Below are 22184 nucleotides of genomic sequence, written 5' to 3'. Positions count from 1 at the left end.
GAAAGGGCTGAGAATGTTTTCTCCAGCCCTCTCCTCTTATTCAGCTACATACTGATAAATTTCTCGTACTAAGCTTTCTGTCTTTTCCCAACCCAAGCATGGGTCTGTGATCGATTGACCAAATACTTCTGGTTGATCTTGACGACCGTCCTCTAGATAAGATTCAATCATAAATCCACGGACTACATCATGGATAATTGGATTCCAGCTACGATTTGTAAGGGTTTCTCTGACAATGCGAATCTGCTCAGCAAATTTTTTCCCAGAATTATCATGATTGGTATCAACCAGGATAAATGGATGTTGCAAGCCCAAGGCTTGGTAGCGATGCGCAGCTTCTAGCAGATCTTCATAGTGGTAGTTCGGAATATTTTTCCCATTCGCGTCTAAGGCTCCACGCAGAATAGCATGTCCGAATGGATTTCCACTTGTCTCCACAGAACGACCGTTATAGAAGAAATGATGCCCATGTTGTGCAGCATAAATTGCATTAAACATGACCGATAGATTTCCAGAAGTTGGATTTTTCAATCCAGTTGGGACTGAGATGCCACTTGCTACAAATCGATGGCCTTGATCTTCTACAGAACGTGCCCCAATAGCAACATAGGAAAGTAAATCCTCAACAAATGGGTAGGTCTCTGGATACAACAATTCGTCTGCTGTTGTCAAACCAGTTTCGGTAATCACTCGATGATGTAGGCGACGAACAGCCTTTAAACCAGCTACAAAGCTAGGTTCTGAAGCGGTATCCGGTTGATGCATCAATCCTTTATAGCCATCTCCATTGGTCCGAGGTTTGGCAGTGTAGACTCGCATCACAATGAAGACCCGATCTTTAACTTCTTCTTGAAGGGCTGCAAGGCGACGAGCATATTCCATCACTGCTTCCTCATTATCTGATGAACATGGTCCCATCACAAGCAAAATCCGCTTGTCTTCCCCTTTCAAAATAGAGGCTAATTCACGGTCACGCGCTTCTTTGCGAGCCAAATGTTTACCTTCTAAGCGATAAAGAGAGGTTACTGCTGTTTCATCAATGATTGGGCTAGTAGCTGTAAAAGACATAGGCTGATCCTTTCATACGATTAGAGTTTTTTACCGTGGCAGTTTTTAAATTTCTTACCAGATCCACATGGACAAATGTCATTGCGTTTGATTTGACTCAAATCAAGATCTTCTGGTAAATCAGTTTTTTGAGCGGCAATATTACGAGTCGCTGTCGTTGAAATACTGTGTTCTGTACGTGGACGCTCTTGTTCGTGGATTTGAGCTTTCATCATCAAACGAGTCACATCAAACTCGATGGAGCCAATCATATCGTTGAACATACGGAATCCTTCTGATTGGTATTCAACCACAGGATTGTTTTGTGCATAACCACGGAGGCCGACAGCATTACGCAATTGATCCAAGGCATCGATGTGATCAGTCCATTTGCTATCCACAACACGAAGAATCAAGACTTTTTGGAATTCTCTTACTGCTTCTTCATCGCGTAATTTCGCTACTTGGTTTTCATAAACCTCTTCAGCACGTTTAAACAAGTAATCAATCACTTCTTTATCAGATTTGCCTTCAATATCACTCTCTGAAATCGTATCTTCAGGGACCAAATTGTATTTGGCAAAATTCAAGATAGCTTCGATTCGTTCTTCCTTGCTTGAGTGGCTCGCTCCTTCAACGATCCGTTTAATCGTCCGCTTGATCATGGCCTTGATTTCTGGCGCCAAGTCACGATCCGCTGTAATAACATCATAGCGTTGAGAGTAGATAATCTCACGTTGTTCCCGCATGACATCGTCATACTGAAGGACTTGCTTACGAGTGTCATAGTTGTTCCCTTCCACTCGTTTTTGAGCTGCTTCGACTTGGCGTGTAAACATGTTAGATCTGATGACAGATTCTTCTTCGCTTAGTTTGAAGCGGTCCAACAAGGCTTTGATGCGCTCTGAACCGAAACGACGCATCAACTCATCTTCAAGAGAAAGGTAGAATTGAGATTCACCTGGGTCTCCTTGACGTCCAGAACGTCCACGCAACTGGTTATCAATACGACGGCTTTCATGACGCTCTGTACCAATCACACAAAGTCCACCGAGTTCACGAACCCCTTCGCCGAGCTTGATATCGGTACCACGTCCGGCCATGTTGGTCGCGATGGTAACGGCACCACGTTGACCAGCGTTCATGATGATTTGCGCTTCTTTGTAGTGGTTTTTCGCATTCAAGACTTCGTGAGGAACGCCCGCTTCAACCAAGAGACTAGATAGGTAGTCACTGGTTTCAACGGCAACGGTACCCACCAAGACTGGTTGTCCTTTTTCATAGCGAGCTTTTACATCTTCTACTACAGCTTTAAACTTCGATTTCAAGCTTGGGTAGAGAAGGTCTGGATGGTCGATACGAGCAATCGGACGGTTGGTTGGAATTGGAATAACGCGAATGTTGTAGATTTCACGGAATTCTTCTTCTTCTGTTTTACCAGTACCTGTCATACCTGAAAGTTTCTTGTACATCCGGAACAAGTTTTGGTAAGTAATAGAAGCGGATGTTTTGGTTTCTTCTTGGACTGGTACACCTTCTTTAGCCTCAATCGCTTGGTGCAAGCCATCTGAATAACGACGACCTTCCATGGTACGACCTGTAAATTGGTCGACGATCAAGATTTCTTGATCCTCACTGACCACATAGTCGATATCCAAAATCATGATGTAGTTGGCACGGAGTGCATTGTCAATGTAGTGCGTCAAAGCAACATTTTCAATGTCATACAAGTTTTCAAGCTTAAAGTAGCTTTCAGCCTTATCAATCCCAGAATCTGACAAACCAATGGTTTTTGAAGGGACATCAATAATGTAGTCTTCTTCCTCCAAAGATTTCACAAAGGCATCCGCCATGTGATAAAGTTGGCTAGTTTCTGTAGAAGTCTGACCTGAGACAATCAATGGCGTACGGGCTTCATCGATTAAGATAGAGTCTACCTCATCGACCAAGGCATAGTTCAAAGGACGTTGTACCATGTTTTCGGCACGAACAACCATGTTATCACGAAGATAGTCAAATCCAATCTCTGAGTTAGTCGAGTAGGTAATATCACAGAGATAAGCTTCTTTTTTCTCAGATGGAGATTTTGCTGCTAGGTTAATCCCTACTGAAAGACCAAGCCATGAGTACAATTCCCCCATCTCTGTCGCATCCCGTTCTGTCAGGTATTCGTTGACAGTGACAACGTGTACTCCTTTACCAGATAGGGCATTCAAATATACCGGCATGGTCGCAGTCAAGGTTTTCCCTTCCCCTGTACGCATTTCTGGAACGTCACCATGGTGAAGAACAATCCCACCCATGACCTGTACTTTATATGGGAACAAGCCCAAGACACGCTTGGCACCTTCGCGAACTACCGCAAAAGCTTCATAGAGGAGATCATCCAATGATTCGCCATCTTGGTAGCGTTGCTTGAACTCTTCTGTTTTCGCTTTCAGTTCATCATCTGACAAGGCAGCCATTTGATCTTCGTATGAGAAGACCTTGTCTGCCATCTTTTCCAATCGTCTTAATTCACCTTTATCATTTTCGATAATCGTTTTTAATAAATTAGCCATTAGTTTCCTTACTTTTCAAATTTCTTAAATTTTAAACGTTCTTTTTATTATAGCATTTTTTAAACATTTTTTCAAGATAAAGGCTGTATCTTACAAGACTTTCGAGTGGGTTTTTCGTGTGAGAAAATTCAAAAAGATGCCTGCTCAAGCAGACATCTGAAAGTGGAGACAAACTGTTCATTTATACAAATCTAATAAATTCTATAAAAATTATACTCGTTAGAATCATTCAATCATCTACTAAAACTTTCTGCTGTGAGAAAAGTGCCTGAAACAATTGTATTTCAGGCACTCGGAATTATTGAGAGTAAAACAGTTCGGTGAACTGTTTTAGCCTGAGCCTGAAAACCAAAAAGCGAAGGGGCTCAATACAAATTGAACACGGGCTACGGATTGTGTCAAAAAGATAAGTTTTCCTAGAATCAAAAGATTCTGCGTCAAACTTCCTATTTTGACTTTATCCGCAGACGCCCTTTGTATCTTGATTTAGTCTTGGAACTTCGAAGAAGTTCGCTGACGTCCGCACTCACATTAGGAAAGTTTTAGGCAACTTTGTTTTTAATCCGAATCACCTCTATAGCAGACATCTCTTCTTTATACGATAGTTATTCAGACAAATGGTAAGAATAGCTTGCCACAACCACTTCTTCATGCCAACGAAGTGCATACTTTAATTTCAAACTCATTTGGTTGTGGAGAATATTTTGCCAATGTTTTTTAGGGATGAATTGAGGAACTAAGACTGTGACGGTGTTCCCTTTTTCCTTGGCCTCCTCAGCTACTTTTGAGACAAATTCAACTGTTGGTTGGATAATGTCCCGGTAACTTGTCATAACATTTTCAAAGCGAATATGAGGGAAATAATGCTTAAATTCTTCTGCTACCTCAGCATCTTTGACCTTGGTTTCTTCCGTTGATACGTGCATCGCTACAACATCGTTTCCTAGGCTATTTGCATAACTCATAGCTCCCACACTTACCTGAGTGACATTCCCAACAAGGACAATGACAGTATTGCCCGCGTAATTTGTCTTTTCGATCTTCCTTCCCAAACGCAATTGAGACGCAACTTTATCATAGTGATTACGGATGCTCAAGAACATCCAAAGTAAAAGACCGATTATAGGGAAGAAAGGCCAGATCTCACTCAGACGGAACAACAAGAGGATCAAGACAATCCCATAACAGATAGCAGCCCCGAGGATATTAGCCAGCGAATACTTAAGAAATCCTTTTTGATATTGGCGTTTCCAATGAATGACCATCCCTGTTTGAGAAAGGGCAAAAGGAATGAAGACCCCAATGGTATAAAGCGGAATCAAGCTTTCTGTTTGTCCATCAAAGATCAAGAGCAAGACGATGGCACCAATCGCCAAGGTCAAAATCCCATTGGAATAGCCCAGACGATCTCCTTTTTCCATATACATGTGTGGCATGTATTTGTTTTTAGCCATGTTAAAGGCCAACATTGGAAAGGCTGAGAAACCAGTATTCGCCGCTACTGCCAGGATCAAGGCTGTTGATAATTGAAAGACGTAAAAGAAGGCTTGACCGACTGGGGAATTCCCTAAGATGGCTTGGGCCATTTGGGCTAGAGTTGTTACCCCTTTTGCCGGAACAACACCCACCCAGTAATTAAGGAAGGTAATCCCTGCAAACATGATCCCCAAAATCAAAGCCATAATGGTCAAAGTAGAGGCAGCATTCTTTGCTTTTGGTTTCTTAAAGAAGGGAACCGAATTGGAGATGGCTTCAACCCCTGTTAGGGAAGCCGATCCACTCGTAAAGGCCCGCAACAAGAGAATAATGCTAACCCCTGAAATAGTTTGGCCAACATGCGCAGTCGCGTTATAGGCCAAATGCCCTGTCAAAATTTGGATCACGCCATAGCCGATTAAGGCAATGGTACTGACGATGAACAGGTAGACCGGAATCATCAAGGATGTGGCCGATTCGCGCAGTCCCCGAAGGTTCATCAGCATCAAAAGCAAGACCAACAAAATGGAAATGTGAAGATTATAAGGATGAAGAGAGGGAATCGCTGACGTGATAGCATCTGCACCGGAAGAAACAGATACCGCTACTGTCAGCATATAGTCAACCAAAAGACTTCCACCAGCGATCAACCCCGCTTTGGGAGACAGGTTCTCCGAAGTCACCATATAGGCTCCTCCCCCTTGAGGGTAGGCATGAATGACCTGACGATAAGAAATCGTTAAACTGGCTAGGAGAACCAGGACCACAATCCCAATTGGAATGGACCACCAAATGGCTCCTGCTGATACGGTCATCAAGACCAGGATAACTTGCTCTGGACCATAGGCAATAGAAGAAAGTGCGTCACTAGAGAGCATAGCCAAGGCCTGCATTTTCCCTAGCAATCCTCCTTCACCTTCTGCACCAGATTTCAACGGACGGCCAATAAACCATTTTTTCAATGTTGAAAACATAAAAAACTCCTTGAAAAAAGATCATGAGGCCGGGAATTCCCTGCCTCTTTTTCATAAAACAGGGGTTATTCTACTCCTTTTTTTCAAGACTGTCAACTTAAATTATGAAATTTTCATAAAGTTTTCATTGTCTTCATTCATTCAAGCTCTCTTAGATCTGCCAGCTTCTTTTCAAATTTATCCAAGCGAAAAACGAGGCCGGGAAAAAAATCCTAGCCTCTCAATTATTTTTGGATTGTCGAGCAAGACGCAGTGGTTGAGTGGGCCCTACTACGCTTATTTCATCAGCTTTTACAGCCCTACTCAACTGTGCGGAGGTGGGACGATGAAATCGAATTCTAACGAATTACCGATTTCTGTCCCACTCTCACTTTTTTATTTTGCTTGATTTTCGACATAAAAGGCAATGACATCCGAAGTGTACTGGGCTGTACCAGCTCCAAACTTGTCGATGTTTTCCTTGAATTCTGGATTATAGACATAGCCTTTGCCGATATGGCTAAAAACCTCTATAGAGCAGTCAAATCCATACGTTCGAATCGTGTCTAAAAGTTTGGCTGCTTCTTCTTGATTTTCCGATGCTGTTACTGGCAAACCAGCCTGGAAGTTTTTCGCCAAGACTTGGAAGACTTGATTAAAGGCTCTTGTCGCCTCCTCTTCTCGACCTTTTTGACGTTCAAGCGCTTGGTCCATGACTTCTTGACCGTACTTATCTACCGCCTCTTGCTGGTATTTTTGAGTATCTTGGTAGCTAAATCCAGTGAATTTTTCCTCAATGGTCATTTTTCTTTCTCCTTTTTGTTCTTGAATGGTTTTTTGCAAGGTAGAAATCAAGGTATCCAGACGTTGTCTTTCTTGAGTCAAATAGTCCAACTGTTTGGTCAAATGGGGCAATAAGTTAGATTTTTCTTCAGCTAAGAGTTCTGCTATTTGGTCTAAGGAAAATCCTAGATACTTGTAGTAGAGAATCACCTGTAGTCGTTCTAAATTTTCTTGACTGTATGTCCGATAGCCATTTTCAGATTTCACAGGGACGAGAAGTCCTATCTTGTCATAGTGGTGCAAGGTCTTGACAGAGACACCTGACAGCTCTGCAGCTTCTTTGATATGGTACATGATTTCCTCCTTATACTCAATGAAAATCAAAGAGCAAACTAGGAAGCTAGCCACAGGCTGTACATGAGTACGGTAAGGCGATGCTGACGTGGTTTGAATTTGATTTTCGAAGAGTATTACAAAGATAGTATAATCTCTCCCCTTAGGTCAGAGTCAAGACTTAACATAAAAATAGTTTTCAGATAAAAAAGGGTTGAGTTGTTCCACAGCTTTTAACTCAAACCCTTTCTTTTTTATGGATGACTCACGATCAATTCTAAATCTTGCCCTTCCAAAGTCCAAGATTCAACTTCACTCGTTAAGATAAAGTGGTCTCCTTTTCCAATCGGATAATCTACCCCATCTACCTGAAGACTTCCTTGCCCTGAGAGAACGCTCACCAAGCTATAATCATGGGTCTTTTCAAATCGGACTTCCCCATTGACTACCCACTTGTGAACACCAAAGAAATCATTGGCCACTAACAAAGTCGATGACAAGTGATCGACTTTTTCCTCAACTGGTCGGCTATTCGCTGGAGCCCCTAAGTTCAGCACATCAATGGACTGTTTAATGTGCAACTCACGTAAATTTCCTTGATTATCTTTGCGATCAAAGTCGTAAACTCGATAAGTTGTATCGCTCGATTGCTGGGTTTCCAAGATTAAGATACCCGAACCGATGGCATGCATGGTACCACTTGGCACATAGAAGAAATCTCCCGCTTTCACAGGAACCCGTGCTAACAGATCATCCCATTCTTTGGCTTCAATCATTTGACGCAATTCTTCCTTAGACTGAGCGTGGTGACCATAGATAATCTCTGCCCCTTCATCAGCGGCAATAATGTACCAGCACTCAGTTTTCCCAAGTTCTCCTTCATGCTCCATTCCATAGGCATCATCTGGGTGAACCTGAACACTGAGCCAGTCATTAGCATCTAGAATCTTTGTCAACAAAGGAAAGACCGGTTCTGGTCGATTCCCAAACAATTCGCGATGCTCAGCATATAGTTGGTCTAAGCCCATTCCAGCATAAGGTCCGTTCTTAACAACAGAAACACCATGTGGATGGGCCGAAATAGCCCAGTATTCACCTACATGATCGCTCGGGATTTCATAGCCAAACTCATCTCGTAATCTAGTTCCACCCCAAATCTTTTCCTGCATAACTGATTGTAAAAATAGCGGTTGTGACATACCTGCCTCCATATATCCTTGTATTCAATACCTTATTATACCAAATTTCACTCGTTTTTGAAAGCCTTGCCAAATTCTTTAGCCCCTTTTTAATTTTTTGCACGTTTTTCGCATTTTTACCGGCTTTCCGCTATAATAGGAATATGAACCTCAAAGAATCCATTATCGAATTGGCTCACTCCATTGGTATTTCAAAAATCGGCTTTACCACTGCGGATGATTTTTCCTATTTAGAAAAATCCCTCCGCCTAGCTGTGGAAGAAGGCCGGAATTCTGGTTTTGAGCACAAAAATATTGAAGAACGAATCCAACCACGCTTAAGTTTAGCTTCTGCTAAAACGATTATCTCCATTGCCGTTGCCTATCCTCACAAGTTAAAACAACAACCTCAGAAGACAGCCTATAAACGCGGAAAATTCACCCCCAATAGTTGGGGCCTTGATTATCACTATGTCTTGCAGGATAAATTAGACCGCCTAGCACGAGGGATTGAAGAATTAACCGCCGACTTCGAATACAAGGGCATGGTGGATACCGGTGCCTTAGTGGATACCGCGGTTGCTCAACGAGCAGGGATTGGCTTTATCGGAAAGAACGGCCTCGTCATCTCAAAAGAATACGGTTCTTATATGTTTTTAGGGGAGCTTATCACCAACCTAGAGATTGAACCCAATCAAGCCGTTGACTATGGTTGCGGAGATTGTAACCGCTGTGTAGAAGCCTGCCCGACTTCTTGCTTAATCGGGGATGGCACCATGAATGCCCGACGTTGCCTATCCTTTCAGACTCAAGACAAAGGGATGATGGATCTGGAATTCCGTAAAAAGATTAAAACGGTCATCTACGGTTGTGATATCTGTCAAATCTGTTGCCCCTACAATCGTGGTCTGGACAATCCATTAGCCACTGATATCGATCCTGAACTAGCTCATCCAGAATTAATCCCCTTTATTGAGTTATCCAATGGACAATTCAAGGAAAAATTTGGAATGGTCGCTGGTAGTTGGCGGGGAAAGAATATTCTCCAGCGCAATGCTATCATTGCTTTGGCCAATGCTAATGACCGGTCTGCTATTCCTAAACTGTTAGAAATCATCGAAACCTCGCAAAACCAGATTCATATTGCAACAGCCATTTGGTCACTGGGAGAGCTGATTCGAGAAGTCACACCTGACTTGGTTGATTTGTTAACTTCCCTCAAAAACCCTAGTCCTGCGATTATAGAAGAACGTGAACGGTTCTTCCAAAAATTCCAACACCAAATCTCACATAATTAAAAACTGCCTAACTAAGTTAGGCAGTTTTTAATCATTTCTTTCTTCTCTCATACAGCCTCTATCAGAAAATTCCTAATAGAGAAAAACTGACGATCCCCCATAGGAGTGCAACGACAAATCCGACTACGACATCACGGACAAAATGGAGTCCCGCCAGAACACGAACTCCTGCCAATAGCAGAGCCAAGAAGAGACCTAGGCTCGATAGAAGAGGATTCACACCCCAAGCTACCGTCGAAATGATTGCCGCCGAAAAAACATGCCGACTTGGCATGGAACTCCCCTTGCCTTCTCTCTCTAAGAGAGGTGGAAATGCGCCAAGCTCATAGGGACGGGGCCAATTGATTGCTTTTCGAATGACACTCAATAAAATAAAGCCAGAGGCTGGAACCAACAGATAGGCAAGAACAACCCAAAGCTCGGAAGCTTTCAGATAGGCTGCCCAAAGAACATAAAAGTAAAGGAGTGGCATCAGGAGGGTGACGAGGCGGTTAGCCCACTTTAATAAAGAAAGATAATAGGGATGGGACACAAAAAATGGTCTAACCCGTTCATAGAACAAATATTCTTTTTTCATCAACAATTTCTCTTCGATCGATTCCTTAATAAGCAGCAACTGGACCTAGATCAAAATCCCTTCCAGGTGATCTAGCTCATGCTGGCAGATCTGAGCCGCAAAACCTTCTAAGCTTATGAGCTGAGGCTTCCAATTCATGTCGCGATAGGAGACCTGAATCTTTTCAAAGCGGCTCGTTTTTCGGCTCCCTGCCAAAGAAAGGCACCCCTCTTCTGTCTCATAAACTCCTTCTTTCTTGACTAGAACAGGGTTAAAGAGAACCAAGGGCATCAAACCAAATTGGATAATGATCACTCGCTTGCGTACACCAATCATATTGGCCGCCATGCCAACACAGGAATCCTGGTGAGCTCGTAAGGTATCTTGTAAATCTTGCGCCAGATACAAATCCTCTTTTGTCGCTTCTTCAGACACTTGACTCAAAAAGAAGGGATCCTTCATAATGGCTTTTTCCATCTTCTCTCCTCTCTTGCTTAAAAAAGAGAAGGTCATTCATCCATCTTACCGACGAAGAACTCCCTCCCCTAGCATTTCATGCTTTTTGTTGATTCAGCCTTACCTGATTAGTCTTTTTTGCTGACTTGTTTTGCTAAGACAAAGTTACCCAAGGTTGCTGAACCATTTCCAGCTACCGCAGGAGTCACGATGTAGTCACGAACATCTGGAACTGGTAAGTAGCCGTTCAATAATACTGTGAATTTTTCACGAACGCGATCCAACATATGCTGTTGTGCCATCACTCCTCCGCCAAATACAATCACATTTGGTCGGAAGGTTACAGTAGCATTGACAGCAGCTTGAGCAATATAGTAGGCCTGGATATCCCATACAGAGCTATTGAGTTCGATATTTTCCCCACGAATACCAGTACGAGCTTCCAGACTTGGACCAGCCGCAAGACCCTCTAAACAGCCTCTGTGGAATGGGCACACACCATTAAATTCTTTTTCAACATCCATTGGGTGTTTAGCAACATAGTAATGGCCCATTTCAGGATGTCCCACTCCACCAATGAATTCACCACGCTGGATGACACCTGCACCAATACCTGTACCAATTGTATAGTAGACTAGGTTTTCAATCCGTGCACCCGCATTATTACGAGCGACAACTTCACCATATGCCGAGCTATTTACGTCCGTTGTAAAGTAAATCGGTACATTTAATGCACGACGGAAAGCCCCTACCACATCAATATTCGCCCAATGGGGTTTGGGAGTTGTTGTAATAAAACCATATGTTTTTGAATTTTTATCAATGTCAATCGGTCCAAATGAACCAATCGCTAAACCAGCAAGATTATCAAATTTAGAGAAAAACTCAATACATTTATCAAGGGTTTCAATAGGGGTTGTTGTTGGAAACTGTGTCTTTTCAATGACGTTATTATTTTCGTCACCTACAGCACAAACAAACTTTGTTCCACCAGCTTCAAGACTTCCATATAATTTAGTCATATCAATCCTCTTCTTCAATTCTCTTTTTTTCTATTATATCATAAAGGAAAACGGTTCACTTCTATTCCTTATAGAAAAAACTACTCTTATTTATGTTTCAACATTAGGTGAGAAACTTTTTTATTCCAAACCTCATCTCCAAACAAAATTCAAGGACTGGAGGATACCCTAACCAGTCCTTGAGCAATCATATTTTAAATTATGCTTTTACTTCAATAATCGCATCGCCTTTAGCAACTGCACCAGTAGCTACTGGAGTTACTGAAGCATAGTCAGCTGTGTTTGTGACGATGACCATTGTTGTATCATCAAGACTAGCTGCTGCAATTTTAGCAGAATCAAATGTTCCAAGAACATCACCAGCTTTAACCTTGTCACCTTGTGCAACTTTTTGCTCAAAACCGTCACCATTCATTGAAACAGTGTCAATCCCAACGTGGATCAAGATTTCAGCACCATTCGCTGTCTTCAAACCAAAGGCATGTCCAGTTGCAAAAGCAATCGTTACTTCAGCATCTGCAGGAGCATAAACGACACCTTCAGATGGCTTCACTGCAATCCCTTGACCCATAGCACCGCTTGAGAAGACAGGGTCATTCACATTTTCTAAAGCAACAGCTTGCCCAACGATTGGTGAAATAATGGTTTCATCTTGAAGAGTTGCAGGAACGGTTCCAGTCACAGCTTCCTCAACAAAACGATCTGTTGTAGCACTTTCAGTTACAGTTTCAGGTTCTTCATCCTCAAAACCAAACATGTAAGTAAGAGCAAAACCAAGAGCAAATGATACTGCTACCATAAGGAAGTATTGTGGGAGTTGACCATTTACATAAAGCACTGTACCTGGAATGATTGTGATTCCACTACCAGTACCAGCAAGACCAAGAAGTGAAGCCAATCCACCACCGATAGCACCTGCAATCAATGAAAGGAAGAATGGTTTACGGAAACGCAAGTTAACCCCAAAAATCGCAGGCTCAGTAATACCTAAGAAGGCAGAAAGAGCAGCTGGGAAAGCAAGAGTTTTCAATTTAGGATTTTTAGTTTTCACACCAACCGCTACAGTAGCAGCTCCTTGAGCAGTCATAGCAGCTGTGATGATAGCATTAAATGGGTTGGCATGGTCAGCAGCAAGCAATTGAATTTCAAGCAAGTTGAAGATGTGGTGAACACCTGATACGACAATAATTTGGTGTACCCCACCAATCAACAACCCACCAAGACCAAATGGTAAGCTAAGAACAGCTTTTGTTCCAAGAAGAATGTAGTTTTCAACAACGTGGAATACTGGTCCAATAAGGAATAGACCAAGAATTGACATTACGAAAAGAGTAACAAATGGTGTCACTAAGAGATCAAGGACATCTGGAACTACTTTACGAACAGCTTTTTCAAACTTAGCTCCAACAACCCCGATAATAAAGGCTGGAAGAACAGATCCTTGCAACCCTACGACAGGAATAAAGCCGAAGAATTTCATAGCAGTCACCTCACCACCAGAAGCAACAGCCCAGGCATTTGGAAGTGAACCAGAAACAAGCATCATACCAAGAACAATACCAACCGCTGGGTTCCCACCAAAGACACGGAAGGTTGACCAAACGACAAGACCTGGCAAGATGATAAAGGCCGTATCTGTCAAGATTTGAGTATAAGTCGTAACATCTTCTGGAAGAGTCACACCAAGGGCATTCAAGAGTCCACGGACACCCATGAAGAGACCTGTCGCAACAATAACTGGGATGATTGGTACAAAGACATCACCAAAAGTACGGATAGCCCGTTGGAACCAATTTCCTTGCTTAGCGGCTTCTGCTTTCATCTCAGCCTTAGTTGAAGTTGGCAATCCAAGAGCGACAACTTCATCATAGATCTTATTTACAGTTCCAGTACCAAAAATAATTTGGTATTGACCTGAGTTAAAGAAAACTCCTTGAACTTTTTCAATATTTTCGACAGCATTTTTGTCGACTTTCGCTTCATCTTTCACCATCACACGAAGACGAGTCGCACAGTGAGCAACACTGTTGACGTTCTCAACTCCACCGATCGCATCGATGACTTTTTTTGCAATTTCTGTATTTGACATTTGCAAAAATCTCCTTATTTTTTATTGTTTTGAAAACGGTTCACCCGTCTCTACGCATTTAATTGTACCACGTATTAAAAATATGTCAACCGTTTTGCAGAAAGTTTTTGATAACATTTTGCGATTTTTGATTGTTTGAAACAATTGTTTTTCATTTTCATTCACATTAATGCCCAATCTATCTATCCTATTAGAAGCTTTGTATCAGCTTGTTTTCAAAAACTTTCATTCTTTCATTTGTTTTCATAAACCAAATCTAGTTCCTCCTACTAAATTTTATGATAAACGTTTGACATTTTTTCTCAATTCTTTGGCCAAAGTCTTGCTTTTTTTTATAGAAATCGGTACTATGGAAGTAAGAAAAATTTTGGAGGAGTCAAATGGAATGGACAACAGAACTTCGGTACAAACGGTATGAAGACTGGACCGAAGAAGAAAAGAAACAAATTAAAGAAAACATGGCTAATTCTCCTTGGCATACTCATTACCATGTCGAACCCAAAACTGGACTTTTAAATGACCCGAATGGTTTCTCCTATTTTAATGGTAAATGGATTCTCTTTTACCAGAATTTTCCCTTTGGAGCCGCTCACGGATTGAAGTCTTGGGTACAACTGGAAAGTGATGATTTAGTTCATTTTAAAGAAACTGGTCTTAAAGTCTTACCAGACACACCTTTGGATAGCCACGGAGCCTATTCTGGTTCGGCTATGCAATTCGATGATAAACTTTTCTTATTCTATACAGGAAATGTACGAGACGAGAAGTGGATCCGTCATCCCTACCAAATTGGGGCCCTCTTAGATCAGGATGGAAATCTTGAAAAAATCGACCAAATCCTCATTGATCAGCCAGAGGATGCTACCGATCATTTCCGCGACCCACAGATTTTTAAATTCAAAGATCAATACTATGCTATCGTCGGTGGTCAAGACCTTGAGAAAAAAGGATTCGTTCGCCTTTACAAAGCGGTGAATAACGATTATACCAACTGGGTTGAAGTAGGCGATCTTGATTTCAACAATGATCGTACAGCTTATATGATGGAATGTCCTAACTTGGTCTTCATCGGCGAGCAAGCAGTTCTTCTGTATTGTCCTCAAGGCTTGGACAAAGCAGTCCTCGATTACGATAACATCTACCCAAATATGTATAAGATTGGGGCTTCTTTTGATCCTGAACAAGCTCGTCTCGTTGACGTATCTGAATTACACAACTTGGACTACGGCTTCGAAGCCTATGCAACTCAAGGCTTCAACACTCCTGATGGAAGAGCCTTAACGGTTAGCTGGTTAGGTCTACCAGATGTCGCATACCCATCCGATCGCTATGACCACCAAGGAGCCTTCTCTTTGGTCAAAGAGTTAACTATTCAGGACGGTAAACTTTATCAATATCCGGTCGAAGCAGTAAAAGAGCTCCGCTCCACTTCTTCCGAATTTACAAACAAGGAAACAACCAATAATTGCTACGAGTTAGAATTAGCCTTTGAAGCCAATAGCAAAAGTGAGATTATTCTCCTAGCCGATAAAGAAGGCAAAGGACTTTCTATTACTTTTGATATTGCAAATGGTCAAGTCATTGTCGACCGTAGCCAAGCTGGCGAACAGTATGCCCAAGAGTTTGGAACTACTCGTACTTGCCCGATCGAAAATCAAGCGACAACAGCTACAATTTTCATCGATAACTCGGTTTTTGAAATCTTTATCAACAAAGGAGAAAAGGTATTCTCTGGTCGTGTCTTCCCGCATGCTGATCAAACTGGTATCTTGATCAAATCCGGAACACCTACTGGAACATACTACGAACTAGACTATGGTCGCAAAGCTCACTGATGTCGCCAAATTAGCTGGCGTCAGCCCCACGACAGTTTCACGAGTCATTAACAAAAAGGGCTATTTATCTGAAAAAACTGTCTCAAAAGTTAAAGAGGCCATGAGAGAATTGGGCTACAAGCCCAATACGATCGCTCGGAGCCTACAAGGAAAATCAGCCAAGTTAATTGGCTTAATCTTCCCAAAAATCAGCCATGTCTTCTATGCAGAATTAATCGATAAACTGGAAGAAGAACTATTTAAACATGGGTACAAAACCATTATTTGTAATAGCGAGCATGATTCGGAAAAAGAACGTGAATACATCGAAATGCTAGAAGCCAATCAAGTAGATGGGATTATTTCTGGTAGTCATAATCTGGGAATTGAAGATTATAACCGAGTCACAGCTCCTATCATCGCCTTTGACCGGAACCTCTCCCCTGAGATTCCTGTCGTCTCGTCGGATAACTACGCTGGGGGCGTTCTCGCTGCGGAAACCCTTGCCAAGACGGGGGCAAAAAAGATTATCATGCTCACAGGGAATGATAACTCCAATTCCCCTACTGGCCTCCGGCATGCTGGCTTTGCTTCCGTCCTACCAGAAGCACAAATTATCAATGTTTCCAGTGATTATTCACCCATTCGCAAAGAAATGGAAATCAAGTCCATCTTGACCCAGCAAAAACCGGATGCCATCTTTGCGTCTGACGATCTAACGGCTATTTTGGTGATGAAAATCGCTGACGAACTCGGCATTGCCATTCCAGAAGACCTGAAGATCATTGGCTATGACGGGACCTACTTTATCGAAAATTATTTCCCCCGTCTCACCACCATCAAGCAACCCTTACAAGAGATTGCTCGCCTGACAGTCGACCTTCTTCTTCAAAAAATCGAAGGAAAAGACGTAAAAACAACAGGCTATTTTCTCCCTGTTAGTGTTTTACCTGGAAAAAGTGTTTAAAAGAGAGTGGGACAGAAATCGGTAATTCGTTAGAATTCGATTTCGTCGTCCCACCTCCGCACAGTTGAGTAGGGCTGTAAAAGCTGATAAAATCAGCGCAGTAGAGCCCACTCAACCACTGCGTCTTGTTAGACAATCCAAAATCAATTGAGAGGCAAGACTTTTGTACCAGTCTTTTTCCTTATCATGATCAAGCGAAGCTCTATACTCAAAAAGAAACCACCCTCGGAGGTGGTTTCTTTTCTATCTTATTCTGCTTCCGTTACGAATTGACTTAAGACACCATTCACAAACCGAGCAGACTTTTCATCTGAAAATGTTTTAGCTAATTCAATCGCTTCATTCACTGCAACCAACTGAGGGGTATCAAATGAAGTGATTTCAAACACACCCAAACGAAGAATGTTTTTCTCCACTAGAGTCAAGCGTTCGACGGTCCATCCAGTTTTCAAGTGTTGGGCAATCTGTTGATCCAATTCATCCTTTGATTGACGAACACCAGATACCAAATTGAGTAGAAAAGCTGGAATTTCCACTTCCTGGTCTGTTTCCTCTTTGTCATGAGTAAAAGCAAATCGACAGGCTTCTACAACATCCCCTTCATACTCTAAACTCATTAGAGCTTGAAAGGCACGCTCCCGTAGATCACGACGTGATTCAAATAAAATATCAGTCATTGAGGAAATCCTCATTAAACAAATCTTTCAAATCAGGTTTCGCTGCTTTTTCAGTCACGATTCCAACCACATGGATATTGACATCATCCAAGGTCACATCTGCCATATTGTAGACAGCAGTTTTTACTGCTTTTTGGATCGCAACCGCTACTTTAGGGACTGCTACACCATACTCTAGATAGAGGTAAATGTCAACAGAGATTTGACCATCTTCTTGTGTACGAAGGTAAACCCCACGTCCAAGAGCACGTTTTGAAAGGCTATCCGATACACTCTTGTTTTCAAGAGAATGAACACCATCTACTTTTGCAGTCGCAATCGCAATAATTTTTTCTAGCACACGAGGTGCAATGACGATTTCGCCGTATTGTTCAGTTGCCATAGAAGTTCCTTTCTATCAGACCTATTTTAGAGCTGATTAGGCACGAGAAACGTAAGTTCCTTCAGCTGTATTGATAATCAATTTTTGTCCTACTTCGATGAAGTCTGGAACGTTTACCACAAGACCTGTTTCCATTGTAGCTGGTTTACCAGAACCTGTCACTGTAGCACCTTTAATAGATGGTTGAGTTTCAGCAACTGTCAATTCAACAGTTGTAGGAACAGTCACCCCAATCACTTCACTTCCGTAGAATTGAATTTTCACTTCTGAGTTTTCAAGGATGTAAAGCAATTCGTTCTCAACATTGACAACAGGAATTTCATATTGGTCATATGTTTCAGTATTCATGAAGTAAGCTGTATCATCCATTTTATACAAGTATTGAGCCGGTACAGTTTCAATAATAGCTTGCTCAAATTTTTCTTCTGGACGGTAGCTTGTATCAAAAGTTGAACCAGTACGTACATCACGCAATTTCATACGCATGATGGTGTTTCCTTTACCTGGTTTGTGGTGGCTAGCTTCCAAAACGCGGATCAATTTTCCATCAGCTGTTTCAAAGGTCATACCAGCTTTCAACTTACTTGCTTCAATCATGTTTTCATACCTCTTTTTAAAAATATATTACTCTTTATTTTATCACAAATGCTCAGATTTCTCAAATCTGTCTCTGCAAATTTCCTTAGATCACAATCAATTCTTTCGGTGCCAAGGTCAAGACTTCACAGCCAGTTTCCGTAATCAGGAGATCATCTTCAATCCGGACACCAGATAAGCCTTCAATGTAGATCCCTGGCTCATCTGTCAAAACCATCCCCGCCTTGATAACTTCTTTTGAAGTTTGACTGAAATAAGGCTCTTCATGGATGTCCAAGCCAATTCCATGGCCAATTCCATGAGTAAAGTACTGACCGTATCCTGCAGCCTCAATAATATCCCGAGGAATTTTATCAAAATCACGGAAACCGAGTCCAGCCTTGGCTTCAGAAATGAGAGCTTGGTTGGCTTTCAAGACCGTTTCGTAAATTTCTCTTTCCTTGTCGCTGACATGACCTGCATAAATGGTCCGGGTCATATCACTGACGTAATGGTTGTAGAGACAGCCAAAGTCCAAGGTCAAGGCATCCCCAGCAGAGATGATGCGATCACTTGGAGTCGCATGGGGCATAGCAGAGCGCTCTCCCGCAGCGGAGATGATATCAAAGGATACACCTGACGCTCCCAATTCCCGCATTCTGAAATCCAGGAAAGTTGCCGCTTCTAACTCTGTTGTTCGACCAACCTTGATAAACTCCAGCACATCTAGGAAGGCTTGATCTGAAATACTGCAGGCCTTGCGGATGGTTGCCACTTCTGTCTCATCCTTAATCAAACGAAACTCCATCACAAAATCAGACAAGGCTCTTAGAGAGACTCCTGAGAAAACTGTCGCCAGACGAGTATGATAGGCAACTGTGATCTCATCCTCAAAGCCAAGTTCTTGGATCGCTGCGTCTTTGACAATTTTTGCCGCTTCTTCCAATTCATTGCGGGTTTCAACAATCTCAACAAAGGGGAAACAAGTCGCATGGGCATGAATGGTATAGCGCGAATCGGTGAAGAGGACCACGCGCTCTTCTGTCACCAAAACAGTCCCATTTGATCCCCAGAAACCTGTCAAATAGTAGACATTTTTCAAGTTGTTAATGAGGACAGCTTTTAAATCCTGTGCCTTCATTTTAGTTCGTAGATTTGTAATTCGTTGGTTCATTGTAATTTCCCTTTCAAATACTGTCCTGTAAAGCTAGCTGGGTTGCTGGCTACTTCTTCTGGTGTTCCTGTCGCAATAATGGTACCACCACCGACACCACCTTCTGGTCCTAAGTCGATGATATGGTCCGCTGTCTTAATGACATCTAAGTTGTGCTCAATAACCAAAACGGTATTGCCATCATCCACAAACCGTTCCAAAACCTTGAGCAAACGAGAGATATCCTCTGTATGAAGTCCTGTTGTCGGCTCATCCAAAATATAAAAAGACTTACCTGTCGAACGCTTATGAAGCTCAGAAGCCAACTTCATCCGCTGGGCTTCTCCTCCTGAAAGTGTCGTTGCCGGCTGTCCCAGGGTCACATAGCCCAAGCCGACATCCTTGATCGTCTGCAACTTGCGATTAATCTTTGGAATATGTTTAAAGAAATCCACTGCATCATTGACAGTCATGTCCAAAATCTGGGAGATGTTATTTTCTTTATAGTGAACTTCTAGGGTTTCACTGTTGTAGCGTCGCCCATGGCAGACTTCACACGGTACATAGACGTCCGGTAGGAAATGCATCTCAATCTTAATGATGCCATCTCCCGAACAAGCCTCACACCGGCCCCCCTTGACGTTGAAACTAAAGCGGCCTTTTTTGTAGCCTCTAATCTTGGCTTCATTGGTTTGGGCAAAGAGATCGCGAATGTCGTCAAATACACCTGTATAGGTAGCTGGATTGGAGCGTGGAGTGCGGCCAATCGGACTTTGATCAATATCAATCAGTCGATCAATGTGCTCAACTCCTGAAATAGTCTTGTATTTTCCTGGTTTCTCTGAATTACGATTCAATTTTTGAGCCAGCGTTTTTTTCAAAATACTGTTGACCAAGGTGGACTTCCCTGAGCCAGAAACACCTGTTACAGCAATGAACTTGCCCAGCGGGAAGCGTGCTGTCACCTCTTTTAAGTTGTTTTCAGCGGCCCCTGTTAGCTCGATAAAGCGACCGTTACCTACCCGCCGTTCCGTTGGTACGGGGATAGCCCGTTTTCCAGAGAGGTACTGACCGGTGATGGATTTGCTATTGCGAGCTACCTGCTTAGGTGTTCCAGCCGCAACAATCTCGCCACCAAAGACACCGGCTCCTGGACCGACGTCGATCAGGTAATCAGCCTCTCTCATGGTATCCTCATCGTGTTCGACGACAATCAAGGTATTGCCCAAATCGCGCATCTTCTTAAGACTGGCAATCAAACGGTCATTGTCCCGCTGATGAAGGCCAATCGAAGGCTCATCCAGGATATAGAGGACACCTGAGAGGTTGGATCCGATCTGGGTCGCCAAGCGAATCCGCTGACTCTCTCCCCCAGATAGAGTCCCGGCCGAGCGAGACAGGGTCAGATAGCTCAAGCCAACATTGTTCAAGAAGGTCAAACGATCCTTGACTTCTTTGAGAATCGGTCGAGCAATGGTCTCCTCATTCTTGGTTAATTTGAGATCAGCTACCACCTTAAGATGGTCCTCAATGGACAAGTCCGAGATTTGCCCAATATGTAGCCCCTTCTCTCCTCCTACTCGGACAGACAAGGCCTGGTCATTCAAGCGATACCCATGGCAGGTAGCACAAGTCAATTCATTCATGTAGGACAACATCTGATTGCGAGTAAAGTCGCTAGACGTTTCGTGGTAACGGCGATTAATATTGGTAACGACCCCTTCAAAAGGAATGTCAATATCGCGAACCCCACCAAATTCATTCTCATAATGGAAATGGAATTCCTTGCCCTCAGAACCATAGAAAACCAAGTGTCGCTCTTCTGGAGACAAGTCTTCAAATGGCTTGTCCATATCAATCCCAAACTGGATCATGGCCTGCTCCAACATCTGAGGATAGTAGTTAGAAGAAATCGGATTCCATGGTGCCAGAGCTCCTTCACGGAGAGTCTTGCTAGCATCTGGAACAACCAAATCCAAGTCAACCTCTAGCTTGATTCCTAGTCCATCACAATCTGGACAAGAGCCAAAGGGGGCATTAAATGAAAAGAGACGAGGTTCCAACTCAGGGACGGTAAAGCCACAAACCGGGCAAGCGTAGTGCTCTGAAAAGAGCAGTTCATTTTCATCCATGGTATCGATGACCACATAGCCATCTGCGATCCGAAGCGCCGCTTCGACCGAATCAAAGAGACGGGACCGAATGCCATCTTTGATGACAATCCGGTCTACGACAACCTCAATTGTGTGCTGTTGGCTTTTGGATAATTCTGGGACCTCTGTCACATCAAAGATTTCGCCATCCACACGCACCCGGACATAGCCGTCTTTTTGCACCTTTTCGATGATATTCTTATGCTGGCCTTTTTTCTTACGAACAATGGGCGCTAAGATTTGCAGGCGTTGGCGCTCCGGCAATTCCAAAACTTGGTCAACGATCTGCTCGACCGAAGAAGCCGTAATCGCTCCATGGCCATTGATACAGTAAGGAGTCCCCACACGAGCATATAGAAGGCGTAAGTAATCGTTGATTTCTGTTGTCGTTCCAACCGTTGACCGCGGATTTTTGCTGGTTGTTTTTTGGTCAATGGAAATGGCTGGACTTAGGCCATCAATCGAGTCCACATCGGGTTTTTCCATATTTCCTAAAAACTGACGAGCATAGGCTGACAGGCTCTCTACATAACGTCTTTGTCCTTCTGCATAGAGAGTGTCAAAGGCTAAGCTCGATTTCCCAGAACCTGATAGACCAGTGACCACAACCAGCTTATCTCGAGGGATTTCAACATCAATATTTTTTAAATTATGAGCACGCGCTCCATGAATGACAATTTTATCGAGCATTTCTTCCACTTTTCATCAAT

Annotated in this window: 17 protein-coding genes; 3 read left to right on the top strand and 14 right to left on the bottom strand. The window is 42.8% G+C overall.

What is annotated here, in order from left to right:
- Positions 1-36: 36 nt before the first annotated feature.
- The 5 genes from ADH27_RS05810 to manA form a co-directional block, all read right to left on the bottom strand.
- On the bottom strand, positions 37-1068 hold the full coding sequence (locus tag ADH27_RS05810; protein ID WP_048716451.1) for a 3-deoxy-7-phosphoheptulonate synthase: 1032 nt from the start codon (positions 1066-1068) through the stop codon (positions 37-39).
- A gap of 20 nt (positions 1069-1088) precedes the next feature.
- A complete protein-coding gene (gene secA / locus ADH27_RS05805) occupies positions 1089-3608 on the bottom strand; it encodes a preprotein translocase subunit SecA (protein ID WP_048716449.1) in 2520 nt (839 codons plus the stop codon).
- Between the two features lie 605 nt (positions 3609-4213).
- The gene (locus ADH27_RS05800) at positions 4214-6058 is read right to left on the bottom strand and encodes an APC family permease (protein WP_048716446.1); all 1845 of its coding nucleotides are present in this window, start codon (positions 6056-6058) and stop codon (positions 4214-4216) included.
- 375 nt (positions 6059-6433) lie between these two features.
- Positions 6434-7174, bottom strand: coding sequence for a MerR family transcriptional regulator (locus tag ADH27_RS05795; protein ID WP_048716443.1), 741 nt, complete (start codon positions 7172-7174; stop codon positions 6434-6436).
- A gap of 233 nt (positions 7175-7407) precedes the next feature.
- Positions 7408-8352 carry a mannose-6-phosphate isomerase, class I gene (gene manA, locus ADH27_RS05790; RefSeq protein WP_048716441.1) on the bottom strand — a complete coding sequence of 315 codons (945 nt, stop codon included), beginning with the start codon at positions 8350-8352 and terminating at the stop codon, positions 7408-7410.
- Between the two features lie 143 nt (positions 8353-8495).
- Between manA and queG the strand changes: the two genes are divergently transcribed.
- A complete protein-coding gene (queG, locus tag ADH27_RS05785) occupies positions 8496-9629 on the top strand; it encodes a tRNA epoxyqueuosine(34) reductase QueG (protein ID WP_048716439.1) in 1134 nt (377 codons plus the stop codon).
- Positions 9630-9690: 61 nt separating this feature from the next.
- On the opposite strand, the gene ADH27_RS05780 is transcribed toward queG, so the two are convergent.
- From ADH27_RS05780 to ADH27_RS05765, 4 genes are all read right to left on the bottom strand, one after another.
- Complete coding sequence (locus tag ADH27_RS05780; RefSeq protein WP_048691120.1) at positions 9691-10206, bottom strand: phosphatase PAP2 family protein; 516 nt, start codon at positions 10204-10206, stop codon at positions 9691-9693.
- 45 nt (positions 10207-10251) lie between these two features.
- Complete coding sequence (locus ADH27_RS05775) at positions 10252-10662, bottom strand: peptide deformylase (RefSeq protein ID WP_048691122.1); 411 nt, start codon at positions 10660-10662, stop codon at positions 10252-10254.
- A gap of 107 nt (positions 10663-10769) precedes the next feature.
- Positions 10770-11663, bottom strand: a complete 894-nt coding sequence (gene scrK / locus ADH27_RS05770; RefSeq protein WP_048691124.1) for a fructokinase ScrK — start codon at positions 11661-11663, stop codon at positions 10770-10772.
- A 199-nt stretch (positions 11664-11862) separates the two neighbouring features.
- Positions 11863-13752, bottom strand: coding sequence for a sucrose-specific PTS transporter subunit IIBC (locus ADH27_RS05765; RefSeq protein ID WP_048716436.1), 1890 nt, complete (start codon positions 13750-13752; stop codon positions 11863-11865).
- A 380-nt stretch (positions 13753-14132) separates the two neighbouring features.
- On the opposite strand from ADH27_RS05765, the gene ADH27_RS05760 reads away from it, so the two are divergent.
- Together ADH27_RS05760 and ADH27_RS05755 are read left to right on the top strand one after the other, a co-directional pair.
- The gene (locus ADH27_RS05760) at positions 14133-15587 is read left to right on the top strand and encodes a sucrose-6-phosphate hydrolase (protein WP_048716434.1); all 1455 of its coding nucleotides are present in this window, start codon (positions 14133-14135) and stop codon (positions 15585-15587) included.
- On the top strand, positions 15568-16533 hold the full coding sequence (locus ADH27_RS05755) for a LacI family DNA-binding transcriptional regulator (protein WP_048716431.1): 966 nt from the start codon (positions 15568-15570) through the stop codon (positions 16531-16533). The genes ADH27_RS05760 and ADH27_RS05755 overlap by 20 nt, the downstream gene beginning before the upstream one ends.
- A gap of 248 nt (positions 16534-16781) precedes the next feature.
- Here ADH27_RS05755 and nusB read toward each other — a convergent pair whose 3' ends face one another.
- From nusB to uvrA, 5 genes are all read right to left on the bottom strand, one after another.
- Positions 16782-17210 carry a transcription antitermination factor NusB gene (gene nusB / locus ADH27_RS05750; RefSeq protein ID WP_048716428.1) on the bottom strand — a complete coding sequence of 143 codons (429 nt, stop codon included), beginning with the start codon at positions 17208-17210 and terminating at the stop codon, positions 16782-16784.
- Positions 17203-17592, bottom strand: coding sequence for an Asp23/Gls24 family envelope stress response protein (locus ADH27_RS05745; RefSeq protein ID WP_006595687.1), 390 nt, complete (start codon positions 17590-17592; stop codon positions 17203-17205). The genes nusB and ADH27_RS05745 overlap by 8 nt, the downstream gene beginning before the upstream one ends.
- A 36-nt stretch (positions 17593-17628) precedes the next feature.
- Entirely contained in the window at positions 17629-18189 is a 561-nt protein-coding gene (efp, locus tag ADH27_RS05740; RefSeq protein WP_048716425.1) for an elongation factor P, read from the bottom strand.
- Positions 18190-18274: 85 nt separating this feature from the next.
- Positions 18275-19342 (bottom strand): M24 family metallopeptidase, encoded by a 1068-nt coding sequence (locus ADH27_RS05735; protein WP_048716421.1) that lies wholly within the window; start codon positions 19340-19342, stop codon positions 18275-18277.
- The gene (gene uvrA / locus ADH27_RS05730; RefSeq protein WP_048716417.1) at positions 19339-22164 is read right to left on the bottom strand and encodes an excinuclease ABC subunit UvrA; all 2826 of its coding nucleotides are present in this window, start codon (positions 22162-22164) and stop codon (positions 19339-19341) included. Before uvrA ends, ADH27_RS05735 begins: the two co-directional genes overlap by 4 nt.
- Between the last annotated feature and the right edge of the window lie 20 nt (positions 22165-22184).

It is taken from the genome of Streptococcus sp. 343_SSPC (assembly GCF_001072385.1).
GTDB lineage: Bacteria > Bacillota > Bacilli > Lactobacillales > Streptococcaceae > Streptococcus.
Note: the sequence above shows the minus strand (reverse complement) of the source record. Positions and strands in the feature narration are given on the sequence as shown.

Coding starts and splice junctions, on each gene's coding strand:
- ADH27_RS05810 (WP_048716451.1), bottom strand. CDS start 1,068: ATGTCTTTTACAGCTACTAGCCCAATCATTGATGAAACAGCAGTAACC.
- secA (WP_048716449.1), bottom strand. CDS start 3,608: ATGGCTAATTTATTAAAAACGATTATCGAAAATGATAAAGGTGAATTA.
- ADH27_RS05800 (WP_048716446.1), bottom strand. CDS start 6,058: ATGTTTTCAACATTGAAAAAATGGTTTATTGGCCGTCCGTTGAAATCT.
- ADH27_RS05795 (WP_048716443.1), bottom strand. CDS start 7,174: ATGTACCATATCAAAGAAGCTGCAGAGCTGTCAGGTGTCTCTGTCAAG.
- manA (WP_048716441.1), bottom strand. CDS start 8,352: ATGTCACAACCGCTATTTTTACAATCAGTTATGCAGGAAAAGATTTGG.
- queG (WP_048716439.1), top strand. CDS start 8,496: ATGAACCTCAAAGAATCCATTATCGAATTGGCTCACTCCATTGGTATT.
- ADH27_RS05780 (WP_048691120.1), bottom strand. CDS start 10,206: ATGAAAAAAGAATATTTGTTCTATGAACGGGTTAGACCATTTTTTGTG.
- ADH27_RS05775 (WP_048691122.1), bottom strand. CDS start 10,662: ATGGAAAAAGCCATTATGAAGGATCCCTTCTTTTTGAGTCAAGTGTCT.
- scrK (WP_048691124.1), bottom strand. CDS start 11,663: ATGACTAAATTATATGGAAGTCTTGAAGCTGGTGGAACAAAGTTTGTT.
- ADH27_RS05765 (WP_048716436.1), bottom strand. CDS start 13,752: ATGTCAAATACAGAAATTGCAAAAAAAGTCATCGATGCGATCGGTGGA.
- ADH27_RS05760 (WP_048716434.1), top strand. CDS start 14,133: ATGGAATGGACAACAGAACTTCGGTACAAACGGTATGAAGACTGGACC.
- ADH27_RS05755 (WP_048716431.1), top strand. CDS start 15,568: ATGGTCGCAAAGCTCACTGATGTCGCCAAATTAGCTGGCGTCAGCCCC.
- nusB (WP_048716428.1), bottom strand. CDS start 17,210: ATGACTGATATTTTATTTGAATCACGTCGTGATCTACGGGAGCGTGCC.
- ADH27_RS05745 (WP_006595687.1), bottom strand. CDS start 17,592: ATGGCAACTGAACAATACGGCGAAATCGTCATTGCACCTCGTGTGCTA.
- efp (WP_048716425.1), bottom strand. CDS start 18,189: ATGATTGAAGCAAGTAAGTTGAAAGCTGGTATGACCTTTGAAACAGCT.
- ADH27_RS05735 (WP_048716421.1), bottom strand. CDS start 19,342: ATGAACCAACGAATTACAAATCTACGAACTAAAATGAAGGCACAGGAT.
- uvrA (WP_048716417.1), bottom strand. CDS start 22,164: ATGCTCGATAAAATTGTCATTCATGGAGCGCGTGCTCATAATTTAAAA.